At 61.5% G+C, this 20,131-nt stretch carries 13 protein-coding genes and 1 pseudogene; 1 reads left to right on the forward strand and 13 read right to left on the reverse strand.

All coding sequences use genetic code 11. The annotated features are described in order from the left end of the window. Positions 1–61: 61 nt before the first annotated feature. The 10 genes and pseudogenes from hemE to M2394_RS12830 all read right to left on the reverse strand — a co-directional run bounded on the left by hemE (position 62) and on the right by M2394_RS12830 (position 14,517). Positions 62–1,129, reverse strand: coding sequence for a uroporphyrinogen decarboxylase (gene hemE, locus M2394_RS12785; RefSeq protein WP_176997225.1), 1,068 nt, complete (start codon positions 1,127–1,129; stop codon positions 62–64). Positions 1,130–1,383: 254 nt separating this feature from the next. Further along, positions 1,384–2,802: an FAD-dependent oxidoreductase gene (locus tag M2394_RS12790; RefSeq protein WP_259172722.1), complete on the reverse strand. Its 1,419-nt coding sequence runs from the start codon at positions 2,800–2,802 to the stop codon at positions 1,384–1,386. A gap of 32 nt (positions 2,803–2,834) precedes the next feature. Next, complete coding sequence (gene gltB, locus M2394_RS12795) at positions 2,835–7,280, reverse strand: glutamate synthase large subunit (RefSeq protein WP_178918598.1); 4,446 nt, start codon at positions 7,278–7,280, stop codon at positions 2,835–2,837. Positions 7,281–7,631: 351 nt separating this feature from the next. Further along, positions 7,632–9,191, reverse strand: coding sequence for an SPOR domain-containing protein (locus tag M2394_RS12800; protein ID WP_178918597.1), 1,560 nt, complete (start codon positions 9,189–9,191; stop codon positions 7,632–7,634). A gap of 10 nt (positions 9,192–9,201) precedes the next feature. Continuing rightward, positions 9,202–10,302, reverse strand: coding sequence for a 3-dehydroquinate synthase (aroB, locus tag M2394_RS12805; protein ID WP_178918596.1), 1,101 nt, complete (start codon positions 10,300–10,302; stop codon positions 9,202–9,204). Between the two features lie 124 nt (positions 10,303–10,426). Then, on the reverse strand, positions 10,427–10,945 hold the full coding sequence (aroK, locus tag M2394_RS12810; protein WP_017138567.1) for a shikimate kinase AroK: 519 nt from the start codon (positions 10,943–10,945) through the stop codon (positions 10,427–10,429). Between the two features lie 4 nt (positions 10,946–10,949). Then, a pseudogene (locus M2394_RS12815) lies at positions 10,950–12,203 on the reverse strand (type IV pilus secretin PilQ); the annotation flags it as partial. A gap of 141 nt (positions 12,204–12,344) precedes the next feature. After that, positions 12,345–13,316: a pilus assembly protein PilP gene (locus tag M2394_RS12820; RefSeq protein WP_259172724.1), complete on the reverse strand. Its 972-nt coding sequence runs from the start codon at positions 13,314–13,316 to the stop codon at positions 12,345–12,347. Next, entirely contained in the window at positions 13,313–13,864 is a 552-nt protein-coding gene (locus M2394_RS12825) for a PilN domain-containing protein (RefSeq protein WP_259172725.1), read from the reverse strand. The genes M2394_RS12820 and M2394_RS12825 overlap by 4 nt, the downstream gene beginning before the upstream one ends. Further along, positions 13,864–14,517: a pilus assembly protein PilM gene (locus M2394_RS12830; RefSeq protein WP_259172906.1), complete on the reverse strand. Its 654-nt coding sequence runs from the start codon at positions 14,515–14,517 to the stop codon at positions 13,864–13,866. The genes M2394_RS12825 and M2394_RS12830 overlap by 1 nt, the downstream gene beginning before the upstream one ends. A 222-nt stretch (positions 14,518–14,739) precedes the next feature. Between M2394_RS12830 and M2394_RS12835 the strand changes: the two genes are divergently transcribed. After that, positions 14,740–17,202 (forward strand): penicillin-binding protein 1A, encoded by a 2,463-nt coding sequence (locus M2394_RS12835; RefSeq protein WP_405046572.1) that lies wholly within the window; start codon positions 14,740–14,742, stop codon positions 17,200–17,202. A 132-nt stretch (positions 17,203–17,334) separates the two neighbouring features. Here M2394_RS12835 and M2394_RS12840 read toward each other — a convergent pair whose 3' ends face one another. The 3 genes from M2394_RS12840 to rpmE form a co-directional block, all read right to left on the reverse strand. After that, the gene (locus tag M2394_RS12840) at positions 17,335–18,603 is read right to left on the reverse strand and encodes a malic enzyme-like NAD(P)-binding protein (RefSeq protein ID WP_178918592.1); all 1,269 of its coding nucleotides are present in this window, start codon (positions 18,601–18,603) and stop codon (positions 17,335–17,337) included. Positions 18,604–18,781: 178 nt separating this feature from the next. Then, positions 18,782–19,579, reverse strand: a complete 798-nt coding sequence (locus tag M2394_RS12845) for a thermonuclease family protein (protein WP_259172728.1) — start codon at positions 19,577–19,579, stop codon at positions 18,782–18,784. Between the two features lie 35 nt (positions 19,580–19,614). Further along, positions 19,615–19,833 (reverse strand): 50S ribosomal protein L31, encoded by a 219-nt coding sequence (gene rpmE / locus M2394_RS12850; RefSeq protein WP_010213765.1) that lies wholly within the window; start codon positions 19,831–19,833, stop codon positions 19,615–19,617. Positions 19,834–20,131 lie beyond the last annotated feature (298 nt).

The following is a 20,131-nucleotide window of genomic DNA, read 5'->3' on the forward strand; positions in this document are numbered from 1 at the left end:
AGCTCCCACATTTTGACTTGTGTTCAGGCATGAAAAAGCCCGGTATCAAACCGGGCTTTTTTTATTCGTGATACTGCGCCGACAGCTCATGCACCGCACGCAGGAACGCGCCCGCATGTTCCGGGTTCACTTCCGGCGTGATGCCGTGGCCCAGGTTGAACACGTGCCCGGTGCCCTTGCCGTAGCTGGCCAGGATGCGGCCGACTTCGGTGCGGATCGCTTCCGGCTTGGCGTAGAGCACGGTCGGGTCCATGTTGCCTTGCAGCGCGACGCGGTTGCCCACGCGCTGGCGGGCTTCGCCCAAATCACACGTCCAGTCCAGCCCCAGTGCATCGGCACCGGCGTCGGCGATGCTTTCCAGCCACAGGCCACCGTTCTTGGTGAACAGGATGACCGGCACTTTACGGCCTTCGTGTTCGCGGATCAGGCCGCTGACGATCTTGCGCATGTAGGCCAGGGAAAACTCCTGGTACGCCGCCGCCGACAGGTTGCCGCCCCACGTATCGAAGATCTGCACCGCTTGCGCGCCGGCCATGATCTGGCCGTTGAGGTAGGAGGTGACCGACTGCGCCAGCTTGTCCAGCAGCAGGTGCATGGCTTGCGGGTTGTCGTAGAGCATGGCTTTGGTCTTGCGGAAGTCTTTCGACGAGCCGCCTTCGACCATGTAGGTGGCCAGGGTCCATGGGCTGCCGGAGAAACCGATCAGCGGCACGCGGCCGTTGAGTTCGCGGCGGATGGTGCTGACGGCGTCCATCACGTAACCGAGGTCTTTGTGCGGATCCGGGATCGGCAGGGCTTCGATGTCGGCCAGGGTGCTCACGACTTTCTTGAAACGCGGGCCTTCGCCGGTTTCGAAGTACAGGCCTTGGCCCATGGCGTCAGGGATGGTGAGGATGTCGGAAAAGAGGATGGCCGCGTCCAGTTGTGGGTAGCGGTCCAGCGGCTGCATCGTGACTTCGCAGGCGAACTCCGGGTTCATGCACAGGCTCATGAAATCACCGGCGTTGGCGCGGCTGGCGCGGTATTCCGGCAGGTAGCGACCGGCCTGGCGCATCATCCACACAGGGGTGACGTCCACGGGTTGCTTGAGCAGGGCACGAAGGAAACGGTCGTTCTTGAGGGCAGTCATGTCGGCATCCGCAAAAAAAGTGCGGGCATTTTCTCAGAGCCAGACGCAAAAGGCACGGAGTGAGCCGTGCCTTTTGTCTATCGGGTCAATTTGTCGCAATGACTGGCGTCGCAAACCCCAATGTGGAATGGGGTTTGTGTGGGAGCTGGCTTGCCTGCGATGGCATCACCTAGGTCTAACTGATAGACCGAGTTGCCTGCATCGCAGGCAAGCCAGCTCCCACATTTTGATCCCATTTCAAGTTGGGATCGGTGTCAGACCTGCAGGTAATCCAGGATCCCTTCGGCGGCATTGCGGCCTTCGAAGATCGCGGTGACCACCAGGTCAGAACCGCGCACCATGTCGCCACCCGCGAAGATCTTCGGGTTGCTGGTCTGGTGCTTGTACTGGCCTTGCTCCGGGGCCACGACGCGGCCCTGGCTGTCGGTCTGGATCTGGAACTGCTCGAACCACGGCGCCGGGCTTGGGCGGAAACCGAAAGCGATGACCACGGCGTCGGCCGGGATGATCTCTTCGGAACCCGGGATCGGCTCGGGGCTGCGGCGGCCACGGGCGTCCGGCTCGCCGAGACGGGTCTCGACCACCTTCACGCCTTCGACGCGGTCTTCACCCACGATCGCAATCGGCTGGCGGTTGTAGAGGAACTTCACGCCTTCTTCCTTGGCGTTCTTCACCTCTTTGCGCGAACCCGGCATGTTGGCTTCGTCACGACGGTACGCACAGGTCACCGACTTGGCGCCCTGGCGGATCGAAGTGCGGTTGCAGTCCATCGCGGTGTCACCACCGCCCAGCACCACGACCTTCTTGCCCTTCATGTCGACGAAGTCTTCCGGCGACTTTTCGAAACCCAGGTTGCGATTCACGTTGGCGATCAGGAAGTCCAGCGCGTCGTAGACGCCTGGCAGATCCTCACCGGCAAAGCCGCCCTTCATGTAGGTGTAGGTGCCCATGCCCATGAACACGGCATCGTATTCTTCGAGCAGTTGCCCCATGGTCACGTCTTTGCCGACCTCGGTGTTCAAGCGGAACTCGATGCCCATGCCGGTAAACACTTCACGACGGTTGCTCAGGACGGTTTTTTCCAGCTTGAACTCGGGGATACCGAAGGTCAGCAGGCCGCCGATTTCCGGGTTCTTGTCGAACACCACCGGAGTCACGCCGCCACGTACCAAGACGTCGGCACAGCCCAGGCCAGCAGGGCCGGCACCGATGATGGCAACGCGCTTGCCGGTCGGCTTGACCTTGGACATGTCCGGGCGCCAGCCCATGGCGAACGCGGTGTCGGTGATGTACTTCTCCACCGAACCGATGGTCACCGCGCCGAAGCCGTCGTTGAGGGTGCAGGCACCTTCACACAGACGGTCTTGCGGGCACACCCGGCCGCAGACTTCCGGCAGGGTGTTGGTCTGGTGCGACAGCTCGGCGGCGGCGAGGATGTTGCCCTCGGCCACCAGCTTGAGCCAGTTGGGAATGAAGTTGTGCACCGGGCACTTCCATTCGCAATACGGGTTACCGCACCCCAGGCAGCGGTGGGCCTGGTCGGCCGAGTGCTGGGGTTTGAAGGGCTCGTAGATTTCCACGAACTCTTTCTTGCGTTGACGCAACAGTTTCTTCTTCGGATCTTTGCGCCCGACATCGATGAACTGGAAGTCGTTATTCAGACGTTCAGCCATGTTAAAACCTCATCAAACTCTTCAGGCGCATATCACTGCGGGTTGGCACGGATGCTGGAAAGCAACGATTTCAAGTTGGCAGCCTTGGGCTTGACCAGCCAGAAACGACGCAGGTAATCATCGAGGTTTTCGGCGAGGTTGCGGCCCCATTCGCTGCCGGTTTCCTCGACGTACTCGTCCAGCACGTGCTGCAAGTGGTTCCGGTAGGACTCCATGGCTTCGCCGCTGATCCGCTGGATCTCGACCAACTCGTGGTTGACCTTGTCGACGAAGGTGTTGTCCTGGTCGAGCACGTAGGCGAAACCGCCGGTCATGCCCGAACCGAAGTTGTAACCGGTCTTGCCCAGTACCGCGACAAAGCCCCCGGTCATGTACTCGCAGCAGTGATCGCCAGTGCCTTCCACCACGGTGTGAGCACCGGAGTTACGCACGGCGAAACGCTCACCGGCAGTACCGGCCGCGAACAGCTTGCCACCGGTGGCGCCGTACAAGCAGGTGTTGCCGATGATGGCACTGTCCTGGGTCTTGTAGACGCTGCCTTTAGGCGGAACGATCACCAGCTTGCCGCCGGTCATGCCCTTGCCCACGTAGTCGTTGGCATCGCCTTCCAAGTACATGTGCAGGCCACCGGCGTTCCACACGCCAAAGCTCTGGCCTGCAGTGCCCTTGAAGCGGAAGGTGATCGGCGCCTTGGCCATGCCCTGGTTGCCGTGCTTGCGTGCGATTTCGCCGGAGATGCGTGCGCCGATGGAACGGTCGCAGTTGCAGATATCCAGTTCGAATTCGCCACCGCTGGCTTCGCTGATTGCGCGACCGGCGATGTCCACCATCTTCTCGGCCAGCAGGCCTTTGTCGAACGGCGGGTTACGGTCCACACCACAGAACTGCGGCTTGTCGGCCGGGACGTGATCGCTGCCGAGCAACGGCGTGAGGTCCAGGTGGTGCTGCTTGGCGGTCTGGCCTTCGAGGATTTCCAGCAGATCGGTACGGCCGATCAGCTCTTCGAGGGAACGCACGCCCAGCTTGGCCAGCCACTCACGGGTCTCTTCGGCGACGTAGGTGAAGAAATTCACCACCATGTCGACGGTGCCGATGTAGTGATCCTTGCGCAGCTTCTCGTTCTGAGTGGCGACGCCAGTGGCGCAGTTGTTCAGGTGGCAGATACGCAGGTATTTGCACCCCAGGGCGATCATTGGCGCAGTACCGAAGCCGAAGCTTTCGGCGCCGAGGATCGCAGCCTTGATCACGTCGAGGCCGGTTTTCAGGCCGCCGTCGGTCTGTACACGCACCTTGCCGCGCAGATCGTTGCCGCGCAGGGTCTGGTGGGTTTCGGCCAGGCCGAGCTCCCACGGAGCGCCGGCGTACTTGATGGAGGTCAGCGGCGAAGCACCGGTACCGCCGTCGTAGCCGGAGATGGTGATCAGGTCGGCATAGGCCTTGGCCACGCCAGCGGCGATGGTGCCGACGCCGGCTTCTGCTACCAGTTTCACCGAGACCAGGGCCTGCGGGTTGACTTGTTTCAGGTCGAAAATCAGCTGCGACAAGTCTTCAATCGAGTAGATGTCGTGGTGCGGTGGAGGCGAGATCAGGGTCACGCCCGGCACTGCGTAACGCAGCTTGGCGATCAGACCGTTGACCTTGCCGCCCGGCAGTTGGCCACCTTCACCCGGTTTGGCACCTTGGGCCACCTTGATCTGGAGCACTTCGGCGTTGACCAGGTATTCCGGGGTCACACCAAAGCGGCCGGTCGCGACCTGCTTGATTTTCGAGCTCTTGATGGTGCCGTAGCGCGCCGGGTCTTCACCGCCTTCGCCGGAGTTGGAACGCGCACCCAGGCGGTTCATGGCTTCGGCCAGGGCTTCGTGAGCCTCGGGCGACAAGGCGCCCAGGGAGATACCGGCGGAGTCAAAGCGCTTGAGGATCGATTCCAGCGGCTCGACTTCGTTGATGTCCATCGCCGTGTCCAGGGTCTTCACCTTGAACAGGTCACGGATCATCGACACCGGGCGGTTATCCACCAGCGAGGTGTATTCCTTGAACTTGGCGTAGTCGCCCTGCTGCACGGCGGCTTGCAGGGTGTTGACCACGTCCGGGTTGTACGCGTGGTATTCGCCACCGTGTACGAACTTCAGTAGGCCGCCTTGCTGGATCGGCTTGCGCGCGCTCCAGGCTTCAGCTGCCAGGGCTTTCTGCTCGGCTTCGATGTCGACGAAACGCGCGCCCTTGATGCGGCTTGGCACGCCACGGAAGCTCAGTTCGCACACCTCTTCGGACAGGCCGATGGCTTCGAACAATTGCGCGCCACGGTAGGACGTGACGGTGGAGATACCCATCTTCGACAGGATCTTCAGCAAGCCCTTGGTGATGCCTTTACGGTAGTTCTTGAACACCTCGTAGAGGTCGCCCAGTACTTCACCGGTACGGATCAGGTCGCCCAGCACTTCGTAGGCCAGGAACGGGTACACCGCCGAGGCGCCGAAGCCGATCAACACCGCAAAGTGATGCGGGTCACGCGCGGTGGCAGTTTCGACGAGGATGTTGGAATCGCAACGCAGGCCTTTCTCGGTCAGGCGGTGGTGCACCGCGCCGGTGGCCAGCGAGGCGTGGATCGGCAGCTTGCCTGGGGCAATGTGACGGTCGGTCAGCACGATCTGGGTACGACCGGCGCGCACGGCTTCTTCGGCCTGGTCGGCGACGTTGCGCACGGCGGCTTCAAGGCCGAGGCTCTCGTCGTAGTTCAGGTCGATGATCTGGCGGTCGAAGCCCGGGCGATCCAGGGTCATCAACGAGCGCCACTTGGCCGGCGAAATCACCGGCGAGCTGAGGATTACGCGGGAGGCGTGCTCAGGCGATTCCTGGAAGATGTTGCGCTCGGCACCGAGGCACACTTCCAGGGACATCACGATGGCTTCGCGCAGCGGGTCGATCGGTGGGTTGGTCACCTGGGCGAACTGCTGGCGGAAGTAGTCGTACGGCGTGCGCACGCGCTGGGACAGCACGGCCATCGGCGTGTCATCGCCCATGGAGCCGACGGCCTCGTAGCCTTGCTCGCCGAGCGGACGCAGCACCTGGTCGCGCTCTTCGAACGTGACCTGATACATCTTCATGTACTGCTTGAGCTGGTCGACGTCGTAGAAAGCCGAACCGTGGTCGTTGTCTTCCATGGTCGCCTGGATGCGCAGGGCGTTCTTGCGCAGCCATTGCTTGTACGGGTGACGCGACTTCAAGCGGTTGTCGATGGCGTCGGTGTCGAGGATCTGCCCGGTTTCGGTGTCCACGGCCAGGATCTGGCCAGGGCCTACACGGCCTTTGGCGATCACGTCTTCTGGCTTGTAGTCCCACACGCCGATTTCCGACGCCAGGGTGATGAACCCGTTGGTGGTGGTGACCCAGCGCGCCGGGCGCAGACCGTTACGGTCGAGCAGGCACACCGCGTAGCGACCGTCGGTCATTACGACGCCGGCCGGGCCGTCCCACGGTTCCATGTGCATCGAGTTGTACTCGTAGAACGCACGCAGGTCCGGGTCCATGGTTTCGACGTTCTGCCACGCTGGCGGAATAATCATGCGCACGCCACGGAACAGGTCGATGCCGCCGGTGACCATCAACTCGAGCATGTTGTCCATGCTGGAGGAGTCGGAACCCACGCGGTTGACCAGCGGGCCGAGTTCTTCCAGGTCCATCAGGTCGTTGGCGAACTTGGTGCGACGGGCCACGGCCCAGTTGCGGTTGCCGGTGATGGTGTTGATCTCGCCGTTGTGGGCGAGGAAGCGGAACGGCTGGGCCAGCGGCCATTTCGGCAGGGTGTTGGTGGAGAAGCGCTGGTGGAACACGCAGATTGCGGTTTGCAGGCGCTCATCGCTCAGGTCTGGATAGAAGGCGGTGAGGTCCGCCGGCATCATCAGGCCTTTATAAATGATGGTCTTGTGGGAAAAGCTGCAGATGTAGTGATCGGTGTCGGCGGCGTTGGCCACGGACGAGCGACGACGGGACGTGAACAGCTTGATCGCCATGTCCTGGTCGCTCAGGCCTTCGCCCGCGATGAACACTTGTTCGATCTGCGGCAGGCGTTCCAGGGCCAGGCGGCCGAGTACGCTGGTGTCGATAGGCACTTTGCGCCAGCCGACGAGTTGCAGGCCGGCAGCGAGGATCTCGCGGTTCATGTTCTCGCGAGCGGCCTCGGCTTTGACCGGGTCCTGGTTGAAGAACACCATGCCCACGGCGTACTGCTTGGGCAGGTCGACTGCAAATTGCTCTTTTGCGACAGCGCGCAGGAACAGGTCGGGCTTTTGAATGAGCAAGCCACAACCGTCACCGGTCTTGCCGTCGGCGTTGATCCCACCGCGGTGGGTCATGCAGGTCAGGGCCTCGATGGCCGTTTGCAAAAGGGTATGACTGGGTTCGCCCTGCATATGGGCTATCAGGCCGAAACCGCAGTTATCCTTGAATTCATCGGGTTGGTACAGACCTGCTTTCATAGACACTTTCTCACCAGGCTGCCTCTTATAACGAGGCAAATTTCTTTTCAATTCAACCGGTTACCTTCCACGCCGAACGTACGCCGGCTTAGCGGGGGCAAAAGGGAGGTCATTGTACACACCGACACGAACGCTCACAAATTTAGCGACGAAATGTCGCAAATCTATGTCGCATTTATGAAAGGTTTAAAGCGATATGCTGTGCTAGTCAAAACTTTTTTAATTCTGACCGCTACGACTCAAAAGCCACTGTGACGCAGACACCACAAAGCGCGCGGTCTCAAGAGACAGCACGCACTTGCGGTTTTTTTGAGGTGCCGGGAGGGCGGCCTGGGTAAGGCCGCCGGATCGTCAGCGAGTTGTTGCGAGTTCTTGTTGAACGCTGGCAACAGTGCGAGGCCAAGGTTTACCAGCCTGAACCTTCGCTGGCAAGGCCTTGATGGCAGAATCAGCCGCTGCACGGCTGGCGAAACTGCCATAGGTGATCACATAGAGAGGCTTGCCGTTGAGCACTTTCTTGAAATAACGGTACTCGCCGCCCTGCTCTTTCACGAACGCCTGGGCGTTGGCTTCGGAGCTGGTGCCGAGGATCTGCACCACGAAGTTGCCGGAAGGCTGACTGCCATACCAACCGCTACCCGCAGCACCGGCCTTGGCAACGGTGGCGGCCGGTTTCTCGGCAGGCTTGGCCGCTGGAGCTGGCTTGGCGGCTGGCGCAGGCGCGACCGGCTTGGTCACAGGCGCAGGCTTGGCGGTGGCAACGGTCGGTGCAGGGGTCGGCTTGGCAACTGCCGCCGGCTGGCCCGCTGGCACGCCCGCAGGCGGTGCAGTGGTGGTCACGGTTGGCGGCGTCGCGCTGGAACCTTCCACCGGCACGCCGTCGTCGCCTTCGGAGATGCCACCGGCCTCTTCAGCCAACGGACCGCGCATGACCGGCTGGCCGACCATCGGCAGGTTGGTCGGTTGGCCGGAATTGGCGAATTCGACATTTGGCGTGGGTTTGCCCAATGGCAACTGCGCCTGTTCGGTTGGCGCGCCGGCAGTCGTCGGTGCCTTGCTGCGGCCCGGGATCAACCAGGCGGCGGCTACGGCAACCACGACAACCGCGGAAATAGCCAATACGTGCTTCTTAGGCATAGTGAACCCCATCTTTGGACGCTTCACCGCAGAGCGGCTGGCAATCATGGCTTCGATCATTGCATCGCGGGCAACCTGGTTGATGGTGCCAGGCCAGCCGTCGGAGCTTTCGTGAATATCAGAGATCTGCTGGGCGGAGAAAAGTTCGATGCCCGCCCCCGCACCTTCCAGGCGCTGAGCCAGGTATTCGCGGGTTTCTTCCTCTTCGTACGGTTGCAGCTCGATGACGTGAAACAGCTCTTGATCACCGCTGATCTGCTCCAGATCGGCGATCAACGACGACTCACCGAACAGGAATACATGCGGACGGCCTTCCGGCGTGCCCGCCGCCAGCGCCAGCAGCGCTTCCAGGGCAGATTCGTCGAGCTGCTCGGCGTCGTCGACCAGCAAGTAGACTTCCTGGCCGGTCAGGCCCAGCTGTACCACCTGCTTGAGGATCGCGTTCGGCTCGGCAGTGGCCACGTCCAGGGCCTGGGCCACTTGGCGCAGTACACCCGCCGCATCACCGGCACCACGGGCCGACACCACCACGCTCTGTACCGACTGCTTGTTGGTGCTGGCCACCAGCGCCTGGCGCAACAAGGTCTTGCCGCTGCCCAACGGGCCGGTCACGACCAGCAGCAGCTGGCTGTAACGCGCCAGGTGGTGCAACTGGCCGAGAACAGGCTTGCGCTGGGCCGGGAAAAATTTGAAGCCAGGCACCCGTGGAGCAAAAGGGTCGTGGCTTAACTGGTAATGGCCGAGGAACGCCTCGTCGGCATGCAAACTAGTCATCGGGATCTTATTAACCTTTAAGCTGGGCCAGGGCGCGGTAATCCGCTCCCAGCGTGGCCTGTAAAATCTCTTTCGGATAATCGTCGGTCACCACCGCTTCACCCATGCGGCGCAGCAGCACCAGTCGCAGTCGACCGTCGATCACTTTCTTGTCTATTGCCATATGTTCGAGAAAATCCGCCTCGGTCATTTCCTCCGGCGGGATGACCGGCAACCCGGCACGCTGGAACAGGCGAATGCCGCGATCGCGCTCCTGGGCGGTGATCCATCCCAGGCGCTGCGACATGTCCAATGCCATCACCGTGCCAGCCGCCACGGCCTCCCCATGCAACCACACACCATAGCCCATGTGCGTTTCGATCGCATGGCCGAAGGTGTGGCCCAGGTTCAAGGTGGCCCGCACGCCGGACTCGCGCTCATCGGCATTTACCACCAGCGCCTTGGCGGCACAGGAGCGGGAAATAGCTTCGGTGAGTGCAACCTGGTCCAGGTTGCGCAGGGCGTCGACGTGCTCCTCCAGCCAGGCCAGGAACGGCTCGTCGCAGATCAGCCCGTACTTGATGACTTCCGCCAGGCCCGCCGACAGCTCGCGGGGCGGCAAGGTGTTGAGGGTGGCGGTGTCGATCAGCACGGCATTGGGCTGGTAGAACGCACCGACCATGTTCTTGCCCAACGGGTGGTTGATACCGGTCTTGCCACCCACCGACGAATCGACCTGGGACAACAGCGTCGTGGGTACCTGGATAAAGTCCACACCGCGCTGGTAGCAGGCGGCCGCGAAGCCGGCCATGTCGCCGATCACCCCGCCGCCCAGGGCGATCACGGTGGTGCGGCGGTCATGCCGTGCCGTCAGCAGGCCATCAAAAATCAGTTGCAGGGTTTCCCAGTTCTTGTGGGCTTCGCCATCGGGCAGGATCACCGAGATCACCGAGTACGCCGCCAGGCTGCGACTCAGACGCTCAAGGTACAGGGGCGCGACCGTTTCGTTGGAGATGATCGCCACTTGCCGCCCCGCGATATGCGGCGCCAGCAACTCGGGCCTGTCCAACAAACCTTCGCCAATATGGATTGGGTAGCTGCGCTCGCCTAGATCGACCTTAAGTGTCTGCATGTGTCCCCGCGTGAAGATATATTTACGATCGGCAACGCTCGGTTCTGACGTCGCCTGATGGCTCTACGCCACACTCCGAAGGACCATGGCGCGCCGCCGAGAATAGCGCATTTCGGGCCTGGCTTTAACGGGGTGGCAACTGCTGCAAGCGCTCCAGAATGTCGAGGACGACCATTCGAGGCGGCCGCTCATCGGTTTCCACCACCAGATCGGCGATCTCCCGATAAAGCGGGTCGCGCAGCGTCAGCAGGTCCCGCAAGGTTTTTGCCGGGTCAGCTGTGCGCAGCAACGGGCGATTGCGATCGCGGGCGGTGCGGCCCACCTGCTGCTCGACCGACGCATGCAGATAGACCACCCGACCACCGGCATGCAGCGCACGGCGGTTTTCATCGCGCATCACCGCACCGCCGCCGGTGGCCAATACCACGCCGTCGCAGCCGCACAGCTCGGCAATCATCGCCTGCTCGCGGTCGCGAAAGCCCAGCTCGCCTTCCTTATCGAAGATCCAAGGGATATTGGCACCCGTGCGCAATTCAATTTCCTTGTCGGAATCTTTGAACGGCAGGCGCAGCTCTTTGGCCAGCAAACGGCCGATGGTGCTTTTTCCAGCCCCCATCGGTCCTACAAGAATCAAATTTCGCACAGAATCAACGACTCACAGCAATCGCCTGGTTATTCATAATACGCGGAGTCAGGAATACCAGCAGCTCGGATTTTTTCTCCGCCAGCACATCGCGCCGGAAAAGGCGGCCAAGATACGGCACATCGCCCAAAAATGGCACCTTATCTACCACTTTGCTTTGGGTATTGGAGAAAACCCCGCCGATGACGATGGTCTCGCCATCTTTGACCAGCACCTTGGCGTTGACCTCGTTTTTCTTGATCGGCGGCACATCGTTGAGTTTGTTCAGGTAGTCGGGCTCGTCCTTGGTGACCTTGACCTCCATGATCACGCGGTCGTCGGGGGTGATTTGCGGGGTCACCTCCAGCGACAGCGAGGCCTCCTTGAAGGACACCGAGGTGGCGCCGCTGGAACTGGACTCCTGGTAGGGAATTTCGGTGCCCTTGAGGATTCGCGCGGTTTCCTTGTCGGACGTCACCACCTTGGGCTGCGAGACGATTTCGCCATTACCGGTTTTTTCCATGGCGGTCAGCTCGAGGTCCAGCAACAGGTTGTCGGTGATAAAGGCGAGGCCAAGGCCTGAAGTCCCCGTCAGCGAGCCTAAATCGACAAACGGCGAACTGGGCGGGTTTTCCGGCAATTCGGCGCCTTCGGCCAACGGCTTGTCGATGCCCCCCGCGTTCCAATTGCCTCGGTTCAGCCGCCCGCCCCAGCGCACGCCCAGGCTTTTGTCGTAATCGACATTGGCCTCGACGATTCGCGCCTCGATCATCACCTGGCGCACCGGCACATCCAACTGCGCCACGATGCGCCGCAGCTCGTCGAGCCGCTCGCCGGTCTGATAGGCAATGATGTTGTTGGTGCGATCATCAACAGCCACCGAGCCTCGTTCATCCGTGACGCCCTCCAGGCCGCTCACCGACTGGAACAACTTGGCCAGGTCGGCCGCCTTGGCGTAGTTGACCTGCAACAACTCGCGACGCAAAGGCGCCAGCTCGGCGATCTGCTTGCGCGACTCCAATACCAGCAGTTCGCGGGCGGCGAGCTCTTCGGCAGGCGCCACCAGTAACACACCCGCCTTCACTCGCTTATCCAAACCCTTGCTTTGCAACACCAGGTCCAGCGCCTGATCCCACGGCACGTCCTTGAGCCTCAACGTGATTGAGCCCTGCACCTCATCGCTGGCCACCAGGTTCAAGCCGGCCACGTCGGCAATTTGCTGCAACACGGCGCGCAGCTCGATGTTCTGGAAATTCAGGCTCAATGTGTCGCCGCTGTAGGTGCTCAGAGGCGCACTGGCAGGTGGCGGCAGCTGGATCAAATCCACGCGATTGGGCACAGCGAAAGCCATCGGTGCTGTGAACGCTATCCATAGCGCCACACCGAAGGACGAGAAAGTCCTTTTCATTGTTTGATTCCGTTATGAGTTGACGTTTAACAAGAGGGTTCGCGAGCGCTCCAGCCAGGCACCCTGTTCATCGGGAAACAGCTCGGCGAGCTCCACATGACCCGACGTAATGGCGGTCACCCGGCCATGGTTGGGGCCCAGGTAGTCGCCGACCGCCAGCCGATGCACCTTCGACGCCGCACGCAGCAAGGCGAAGGTTTGCTCGCCACGGGACAGCGTGCCGACCATTTCGAATCGGTCGACTGCCAGCCCCTCCAGCACTCCACGGGCACGGGTCAGGTCCGGTGCGGGTGCCCGCCGACCAGGCAGATAATCGCTAGGCGACACCGCCGACTGAAAGGGGTCACGCAGAGAAGCCGCCGCGTAGACAAACCGCTCTCGCGGCGCGACCGGCAGGCCGGGCCGAGCATGCGGTGATGAGCTGCGATAGGCCTTTACCAGTAGATCGAGGCGCAACATCGAGCCGTCCCGGCGAAGCGCTACATCGTGCACAGTGACGATCCTCGACAGGCCACCCAAGGCGCTGACGAAGGCAGCGAGGTTGTGATACGCGCCAAAAATACCGAGCTGCAACGGTTCCGCGACATAGAGCGAACCAGCCTCTGCATCCAGTACGGTGACGTCCTCAACCACCAGATCATTGGTCGCCGCCAGACGCGCGATGTCATCCAACAAACCAGGCACATCGGACACACCAGGCAACTGCCGCAACAGCCCCGACACCGTGTCCTGCATCAATTGAACCTGACGCGCGCGATCTTCGAGGCTGGAAGCAACGCCGGCCTTTTGCTCAAGCTCCTGGCGCAGGGCAACTTCACGCACCTCAGCCGCCTTCAACTGCTCACGGGATGGGCCCATGACCAATCCATCACCCACCCACAACACCACGCCTGCGAGCGCGCAGCCCAACAGGGCCTTACCCGGCAGGGGCCATTGGGTAGCGTTGTGAGAGAGTGTGGATAAGTCGAGCCTGGGCAGGCTCAAGGCTGGGCCTCGGTGGACTCGCCCTGGCGCACCATCAATTGAAACTCGTTGTTTCCGCGCCCGCCCTCCGCACGCACATGCTGCAACTGCGTGGCGTGGGTACCTTGCGAAGCCTCCAGGCGCCGCATCAGTTGAGCGATGTCCTGGCTGGACTCCGCGCTGCCGCTGACGCTGATCGTATCGCCGTTAGCCACCACCTCGTGCAGGTGTACACCCTCGGGCACCGCGCGGGCCAGTTGATCAAACATCTGGGTGCTGGAGGAGCGGGCATCATGCAGGTCTTGCACGACTTTCATCCGCTCAGCCAATTGCTGGCTCTGCTCCTGCAGGCTGTCGATGGTCTTGATGCGCGCGTCGACGACAGCCACTTCCTTGTTCAAATGGCTGTTGCGCGCCACTTGTCGGTCGATGGCCTGATCGATCACCTGGTCTGCCAGCCACACCGCTGCGAGTGCGGCACAGCCGAACGCCAGCAAAAACATCAGAAAGTATTTGCGCTTGCGCTGCTCCAGCGCCTTGCGCCAAGGCAAAAGGTTGATGCGTGTCATCAAGCAAAACTCCTCAGGGCCAACCCGCAAGCAATTCCCATCCCTTGGGCATCCACGGCCCATTGTGCGCCATCGACTCGATGGCCCGGCGTGAAGCTGGCGAAATCCTGACTGCAAGCGCGCTCCAATGCAAACCCTTCGACGTCCACCACCTGTGCCACGAGGCCGGCGCGGGTCAAAACCGTTGCGCGCGCTTCGACTTGTTCCCTGAGACAGGCGGCCAGCAGCACCTCGACCCGGGCAGGGTCCTGGGGCGAAGGTCCCTTGACCTGAAAGTCGATGGCCACCTCATCCAGCGGGTAAGGAATGTACTGGTCGGCCTCCATCTGGATGCGCCAAGCCATTTCTTCGTCGCTGAGCCCCGCCTCCAGCTCGATCACGCGCGTAATGACTGAAGGCCCGGCAACGGCAACCGCCGCCAGCCGTGTGGAGGCCAGCGACCGGGACACAGCCTCGTGCAAGGCGTGCCCGACTGCCTCGAGGTCCAGCAGCGTGCCATCAACCACCGCATGGGCCGCCAGCGCCTGGGTGGCATAGCCCTGCACCGTATACACACTGCCTGAACGGCCCAACTCGATCAGCTTGATCCCGGCATCATTGATATCAATACCCAGGACGCTGTCGTTTTTTCGCCTGAAAAATCCCTTTCTCATAAAACTCCCTAAAGCTTTGCCTGTCATACCAGCCTGATTGCCGCTGGGCGCCCTGCATTCGGTCGGCTTGTTTAAGTGGTGCGAATGACGCCCCAAGCCGAAAAATGCTTTAATGCCCAGCGTTTTTTCCCGCTTTTTATCTGCAGCTCGGGTCGATCCATCGTTTGCCATGCATGCCCCGACGCGTAACTCTTTCTTTTCTCTGGAAATCCAAAAGCCTTGATTCGTCTGCTGAAGTTTTTCGGGTACTCCATTGTCGCGATTGTCTGCGGGCTGCTGCTCGTGCTCAGCGGTGCCTACCTCTACCTTAGTCCGGGTTTGCCCTCCGTAGAGGCCCTCAGAAGTATCCAGTTGCAGATTCCTTTGCGGGTCTACAGCAGCGATGAAAAGCTGATCGCGGAGTTCGGCGAAATGCGCCGCACACCGATCCGTTTCGCCGATATTCCACCCAATTTCATCAGCGCCTTGCTGTCGGCCGAAGACGATAACTTCGCCAACCACTACGGCGTCGACCCCAGCAGCCTGGTGCGTGCAGCCACGCAGTTGGTAAAAAGCGGACACATTCAATCCGGGGGCAGCACCATCACCATGCAGGTGGCGAAGAACTTCTTCCTCACCAGCGAGCGCAGCTTCTCGCGCAAGGCCACCGAGATCCTGCTGGCCCTGCAAATCGAACGTCAGCTGACCAAGGACGAGATCCTTGAGCTGTATGTGAACAAGATCTACCTGGGCAACCGCGCCTACGGGATCGAAGCCGCGTCCCAGGTGTACTACGGCAAGTCCATCCGTGACGCCAGCCTGGCGCAAATGGCGATGATCGCCGGCCTGCCGAAGGCCCCTTCGCGCTTCAACCCCCTGGCCAACCCGGCGCGCAGCAAAGAGCGCCGCGACTGGATCCTGGGGCGCATGTACAAGCTGGGCAAGATCGACCAGGCCGCCTATGAAAGCGCCGTGGCCGAACCGCTGAACGCCAGCTACCACGTGCCGACGCCGGAAGTGAATGCGCCGTACATCGCTGAAATGGCCCGCGCCGAGATGGTCGGCCGCTATGGCAGCGATGCCTACACCGAAGGCTTCCGCGTAACCACCACGGTGCCGAGCGACCTGCAGGAAATCGCCAACAACTCGGTGCATTCCGGGCTGATCACCTACGACCAGCGTCACGGCTACCGCGGCCCCGAGTCGCGCCTGCCGGGCAAGACCCTGAGCGCCTGGACCACCGAGCTGGGCAAGCAGCGCCCGATCAGCGGCCTGGAGCCTGCCATCGTCACCCAGGTGAAGAAAGATGGCGTGCAAGTGCTGACCCGCACCGGCGAAGCCCATGTGAGCTGGGACAGCATGAAGTGGGCGCGCCCCTTCCTGAACACCAACAGCATGGGCCCGATGCCCAAGCAGCCGTCTGACGTCGCGCAAGTGGGCGACCTGATCCGCGTGCAGCGCCAAAAGGACGACAGCCTGAAGTTCAGCCAGGTGCCGCTGGCCCAGGGTGCGCTGGTGTCCCTGGACCCGCAGAACGGTGCGATCCGCGCGCTGGTCGGTGGTTTTGCCTTCGAGCAGAGCAACTACAACCGCGCCACCCAGGCCAAGCGCCAGCCGGGCTCGAGCTTCAAGCCGTTCATCTACAGCGCGGCCCTGGATAACGGCTACACCGCCGCCAGCCTGGTCAACGATGCACCGATCGTGTTCGTCGACGAATACCTGGACAAGGTCTGGCGCCCGAAGAACGACACCAACACGTTCCTCGGCCCGATCCGCGTGCGTGAAGCGCTGTACAAGTCGCGTAACCTGGTGTCGATCCGCCTGCTGCAGGCCATGGGTGTCGGCAAGACCATCGACTACATCACGCGCTTTGGCTTCAACAAGTCGGACCTGCCGCCGAACCTGTCCCTGGCCCTGGGTACCGCGACCCTCACGCCCATGGAAATCGCCACGGGCTGGAGTACGTTTGCCAACGGCGGCTACAAGATCTCGCCGTACCTGATCGATAAGGTCGAAAGCCGTAACGGCGAAACCCTGTTCACCGCCAACCCTCCACGGGTGCCAGGCGATGTGGTCAACGGTGTGGCCGCCACCGACGGCCTGGCAGCGCCAAGCCACGGCGGCATCACCATCGAACCGACACCAGGTGCAGCGCCCACCGCAAGCACCACTGCACCGGCCGAGCCCCAGGCGCCGGCGGTTGCCGAACGCGTGGTGGATGGCCGTACCACCTACATCCTCAACAGCATCCTTGAGGACGTGATCAAGAAAGGCACCGGCCGTCGTGCACTGGCCCTGGGCCGTGCAGACATCGCCGGCAAGACCGGTACGACGAACGACTCCAAAGATGCCTGGTTCTCCGGCTACAACGCCGATTACGTAACCACCGTCTGGACCGGCTACGACCAGCCGGAAAGCCTGGGCCGCCGCGAGTTTGGTGGCACCGTGGCACTGCCGATCTGGATGAGCTACATGGGTGCAGCCCTCAAAGACAAGCCGCTGCACACCCAGCCAGAGCCGGAAGGCATCCTCAGCCTGCGGATCGACCCGATCAGCGGCCGCGCGGCCTCGCCGAGCACGCCGAATGCGTACTTCGAACTGTTCAAGAGCGAAGACACGCCGCCGTCGGTCAACGAGCTGGGCAATGGCGTTGCACCGGGCAGCCCGCTGCCAGCGGATGAAGCGGCGCCGATCGACCTGTTCTGACGCAGATCGAATGTGGGAGCGGGCTTGCCCGCTCCCACATTGGGTGTTGCGCAACTCTTGGGTTTATCGCCAGGTACAAAAAAAGCCCCGACTCGCAAGAGCCGGGGCTTTTTGTTGGTGCGCTACAACGGCTTAGCCGTTGAACACATCATCCACGCTTTTGAGCGGGTAGTGCTTCGGATACGGCAGGGTAGCCACGCCGGTCTCGATGGCGGCCTTGGCCACGGCATCGGAGATCAGGGTGATCAAGCGCTTGTCCATTGGTTTCGGGATGATGTACTCACGACCGAATTCCAGTTTGATACCGCCGTAGGCATCGCACACTTCCTGAGGGACCGGCAGCTTGGCCAGTTCACGCAGGGCGTTGGCGGCCGCCACTTTCATTTCTTCGTTGATGCGCTTGGCGCGAACGTCCAGGGCACCACGGAAGATGAACGGGAAGCCCAGTACGTTGTTGACCTGGTTCGGGTAGTCCGAACGGCCGGTCGCCATGATCACGTCGCTGCGGGTGGCGTGAGCCAGTTCCGGAGAGATTTCTGGATCAGGGTTGGAGCAGGCGAACACGATCGGGTTGGCCGCCATGGACTTCAGGCCTTCGGCGCTCAGCAGGTTCGGGCCGGACAGGCCAACGAACACGTCTGCACCGTCAAGGGCGTCAGCCAGGCTGCGCTTGTCGGTCGCGTGGGCGAACATCGCCTTGTACTGGTTCAGGTCGGTACGCTCGGACTGGACCACGCCCTTGCTGTCGACCATGAAGATGTTTTCCAGCTTGGCGCCCATGCTCACCAGCAACTTCATGCAGGAGATGGCCGCTGCGCCAGCGCCCAGGCAGACGATCTTGGCGTCAGCCAGGGTTTTGCCAGCGATTTCCAGGGCGTTGATCATGCCGGCTGCGGTGACGATCGCCGTGCCGTGCTGGTCATCGTGGAATACCGGAATGTCGCACTGTTCGATCAGGGCCTTTTCGATCTCGAAGCACTCAGGTGCCTTGATGTCTTCCAGGTTGATGCCACCGAAGGTGATGGAAATGCGCTTGACGGTGTCGATGAAAGCCTGCGGGCTTTCGGAGTCGACTTCGATGTCGAAAACGTCGATGCCGGCAAAGCGCTTGAACAGCACGCCTTTACCTTCCATGACTGGCTTGGAAGCCAATGGGCCGAGGTTGCCCAGGCCCAGAATCGCGGTGCCATCGGAAATCACTGCAACCAGGTTGCCTTTGCCGGTGTACTTGTACGCCAGTTCAGGGTCGCGGGCGATTTCACGTACGGGCTCGGCAACACCAGGGCTGTAGGCCAGCGACAGGTCGCGAGCGGTGGCAGTGGCTTTGGTGAGCTCTACACTCAGCTTTCCTGGACGAGGATGGGCATGATATTCGAGAGCGGCAGTTTTCAAATCAGACATATCGGCATTCCGCTTTTACTGTTGGTCGACGGACCGCCGAGGATACGCGTGTCGCAAAGTCCCCACAAGACTGGGCAGTCACAGGTGTCAAGGGCCCTGCGCTACGACTTTCGGCCAAGAGCCACGGGATACAAGGGCTCAACTGTTCACAATCGACATAAAAAATGTCTACAATTTTTTATTCAAACGACGATTTGAGCATACCGGGATCGGTGAGCGCCAGGAGCCAGCGCCCCTGCCCCTTTTTCAGGCCGTCTCGCCTGGAGCGATCCTGCACCCAGCCACGCGCCTCGATTTTCATGCTTTGCAGACCATCGAGCCAGGCACTGTCGAATTGTCGAGCCATATCGGGTGCAATGCGTAATACCAGTGCGCCCTCCAAGTCGATCCAAATACCGCCGCGATTGCGTTCTATTTTGCTCACCCGGCCGCTGACCAAGGCAAAGCCGGATTGCCTGAGCTGGGTGACAGGCTGCACGGGCGACTGCCGCCACACCCCCAGCCGTGCCTGGCGCGCACTGTTTTCGGCCAACTGCTGGCACGTGACGAGGTCCACGTTGGGCGCCACACCCACCTGGAACCCCAGGCCCTGCGCCAGCAACTGCGCTTCCAGGTTTTCGCCGTCAGCCCCATAGAGGTGGGCCAGGGTTCGGCCATACCGGTCTTTGCTCTCACGCCCAGGCACCATGCCTAGCTGGCCATCGCTGGCATGCACCAAGGCTTGCAGGCGCTGGCGGGCAGCGACGGCATAAGGCTCGTCAGTGAGGCCTTTCTTGGCGGTTTCGGGGGTATTGAGGCCAATCATCCGCACGCTGCGACCGTCCTTGAGGCGGACCGTGTCGCCATCGACCACGCGCTGCACCTCCACCCTGGCCACGTTGGCCGGCGCGGGGCAAAACACCTGGGCCTGGGCGGCCGACAGCCAAATCCCAGGCACAAAAAAGGCGCCCACCAGGGACGCCTTTTTCATCAGCATGGAAAAACCGTATCGGCCTCCCACATTGATCGGCCTTAGGCCTTTTTGGCACCGAAAGCGCCGAAACGGTCAGCAAAGCGCTGTACACGGCCGCCGGTGTCCAGAGTCTTCTGCTTACCGGTGTAGAACGGGTGGCACTCGTTGCATACGTCAGTACCCAGTGGCTTGCACAGGTTCGAACGGGTTTCGAACTTGTTGCCGCAGCTGCAGGTGACTTCGATGGTTTCGTACGCTGGATGGATATCGGCTTTCATGGCACTTCCTCAGGCTAGCGTGCCGCCACTCGACACTATTGTCGAATACCGCACGTAATTAGGCCGCGGATTCTACCAGACCTTTTTAAACGCGCAAGCGGCGGTGCCGGCCGATTCCGCACATATAAGCCCCTTTCATCAGAAATACCTATGCACCCCTACTTCCCTGTGGGAGCGGGCTTGCTCGCGAATACGGTAGAACAGCCGCTATCTCCAGCGACTGATACACCGCTTTCGCGAGCAAGCCCGCTCCCACAATGGATAGCCGTGTTCTGAAGGTCCAATTCCGGCACCGGAG

Source organism: Pseudomonas sp. BIGb0164 (genome assembly GCF_024810135.1).
GTDB lineage: Bacteria > Pseudomonadota > Gammaproteobacteria > Pseudomonadales > Pseudomonadaceae > Aquipseudomonas.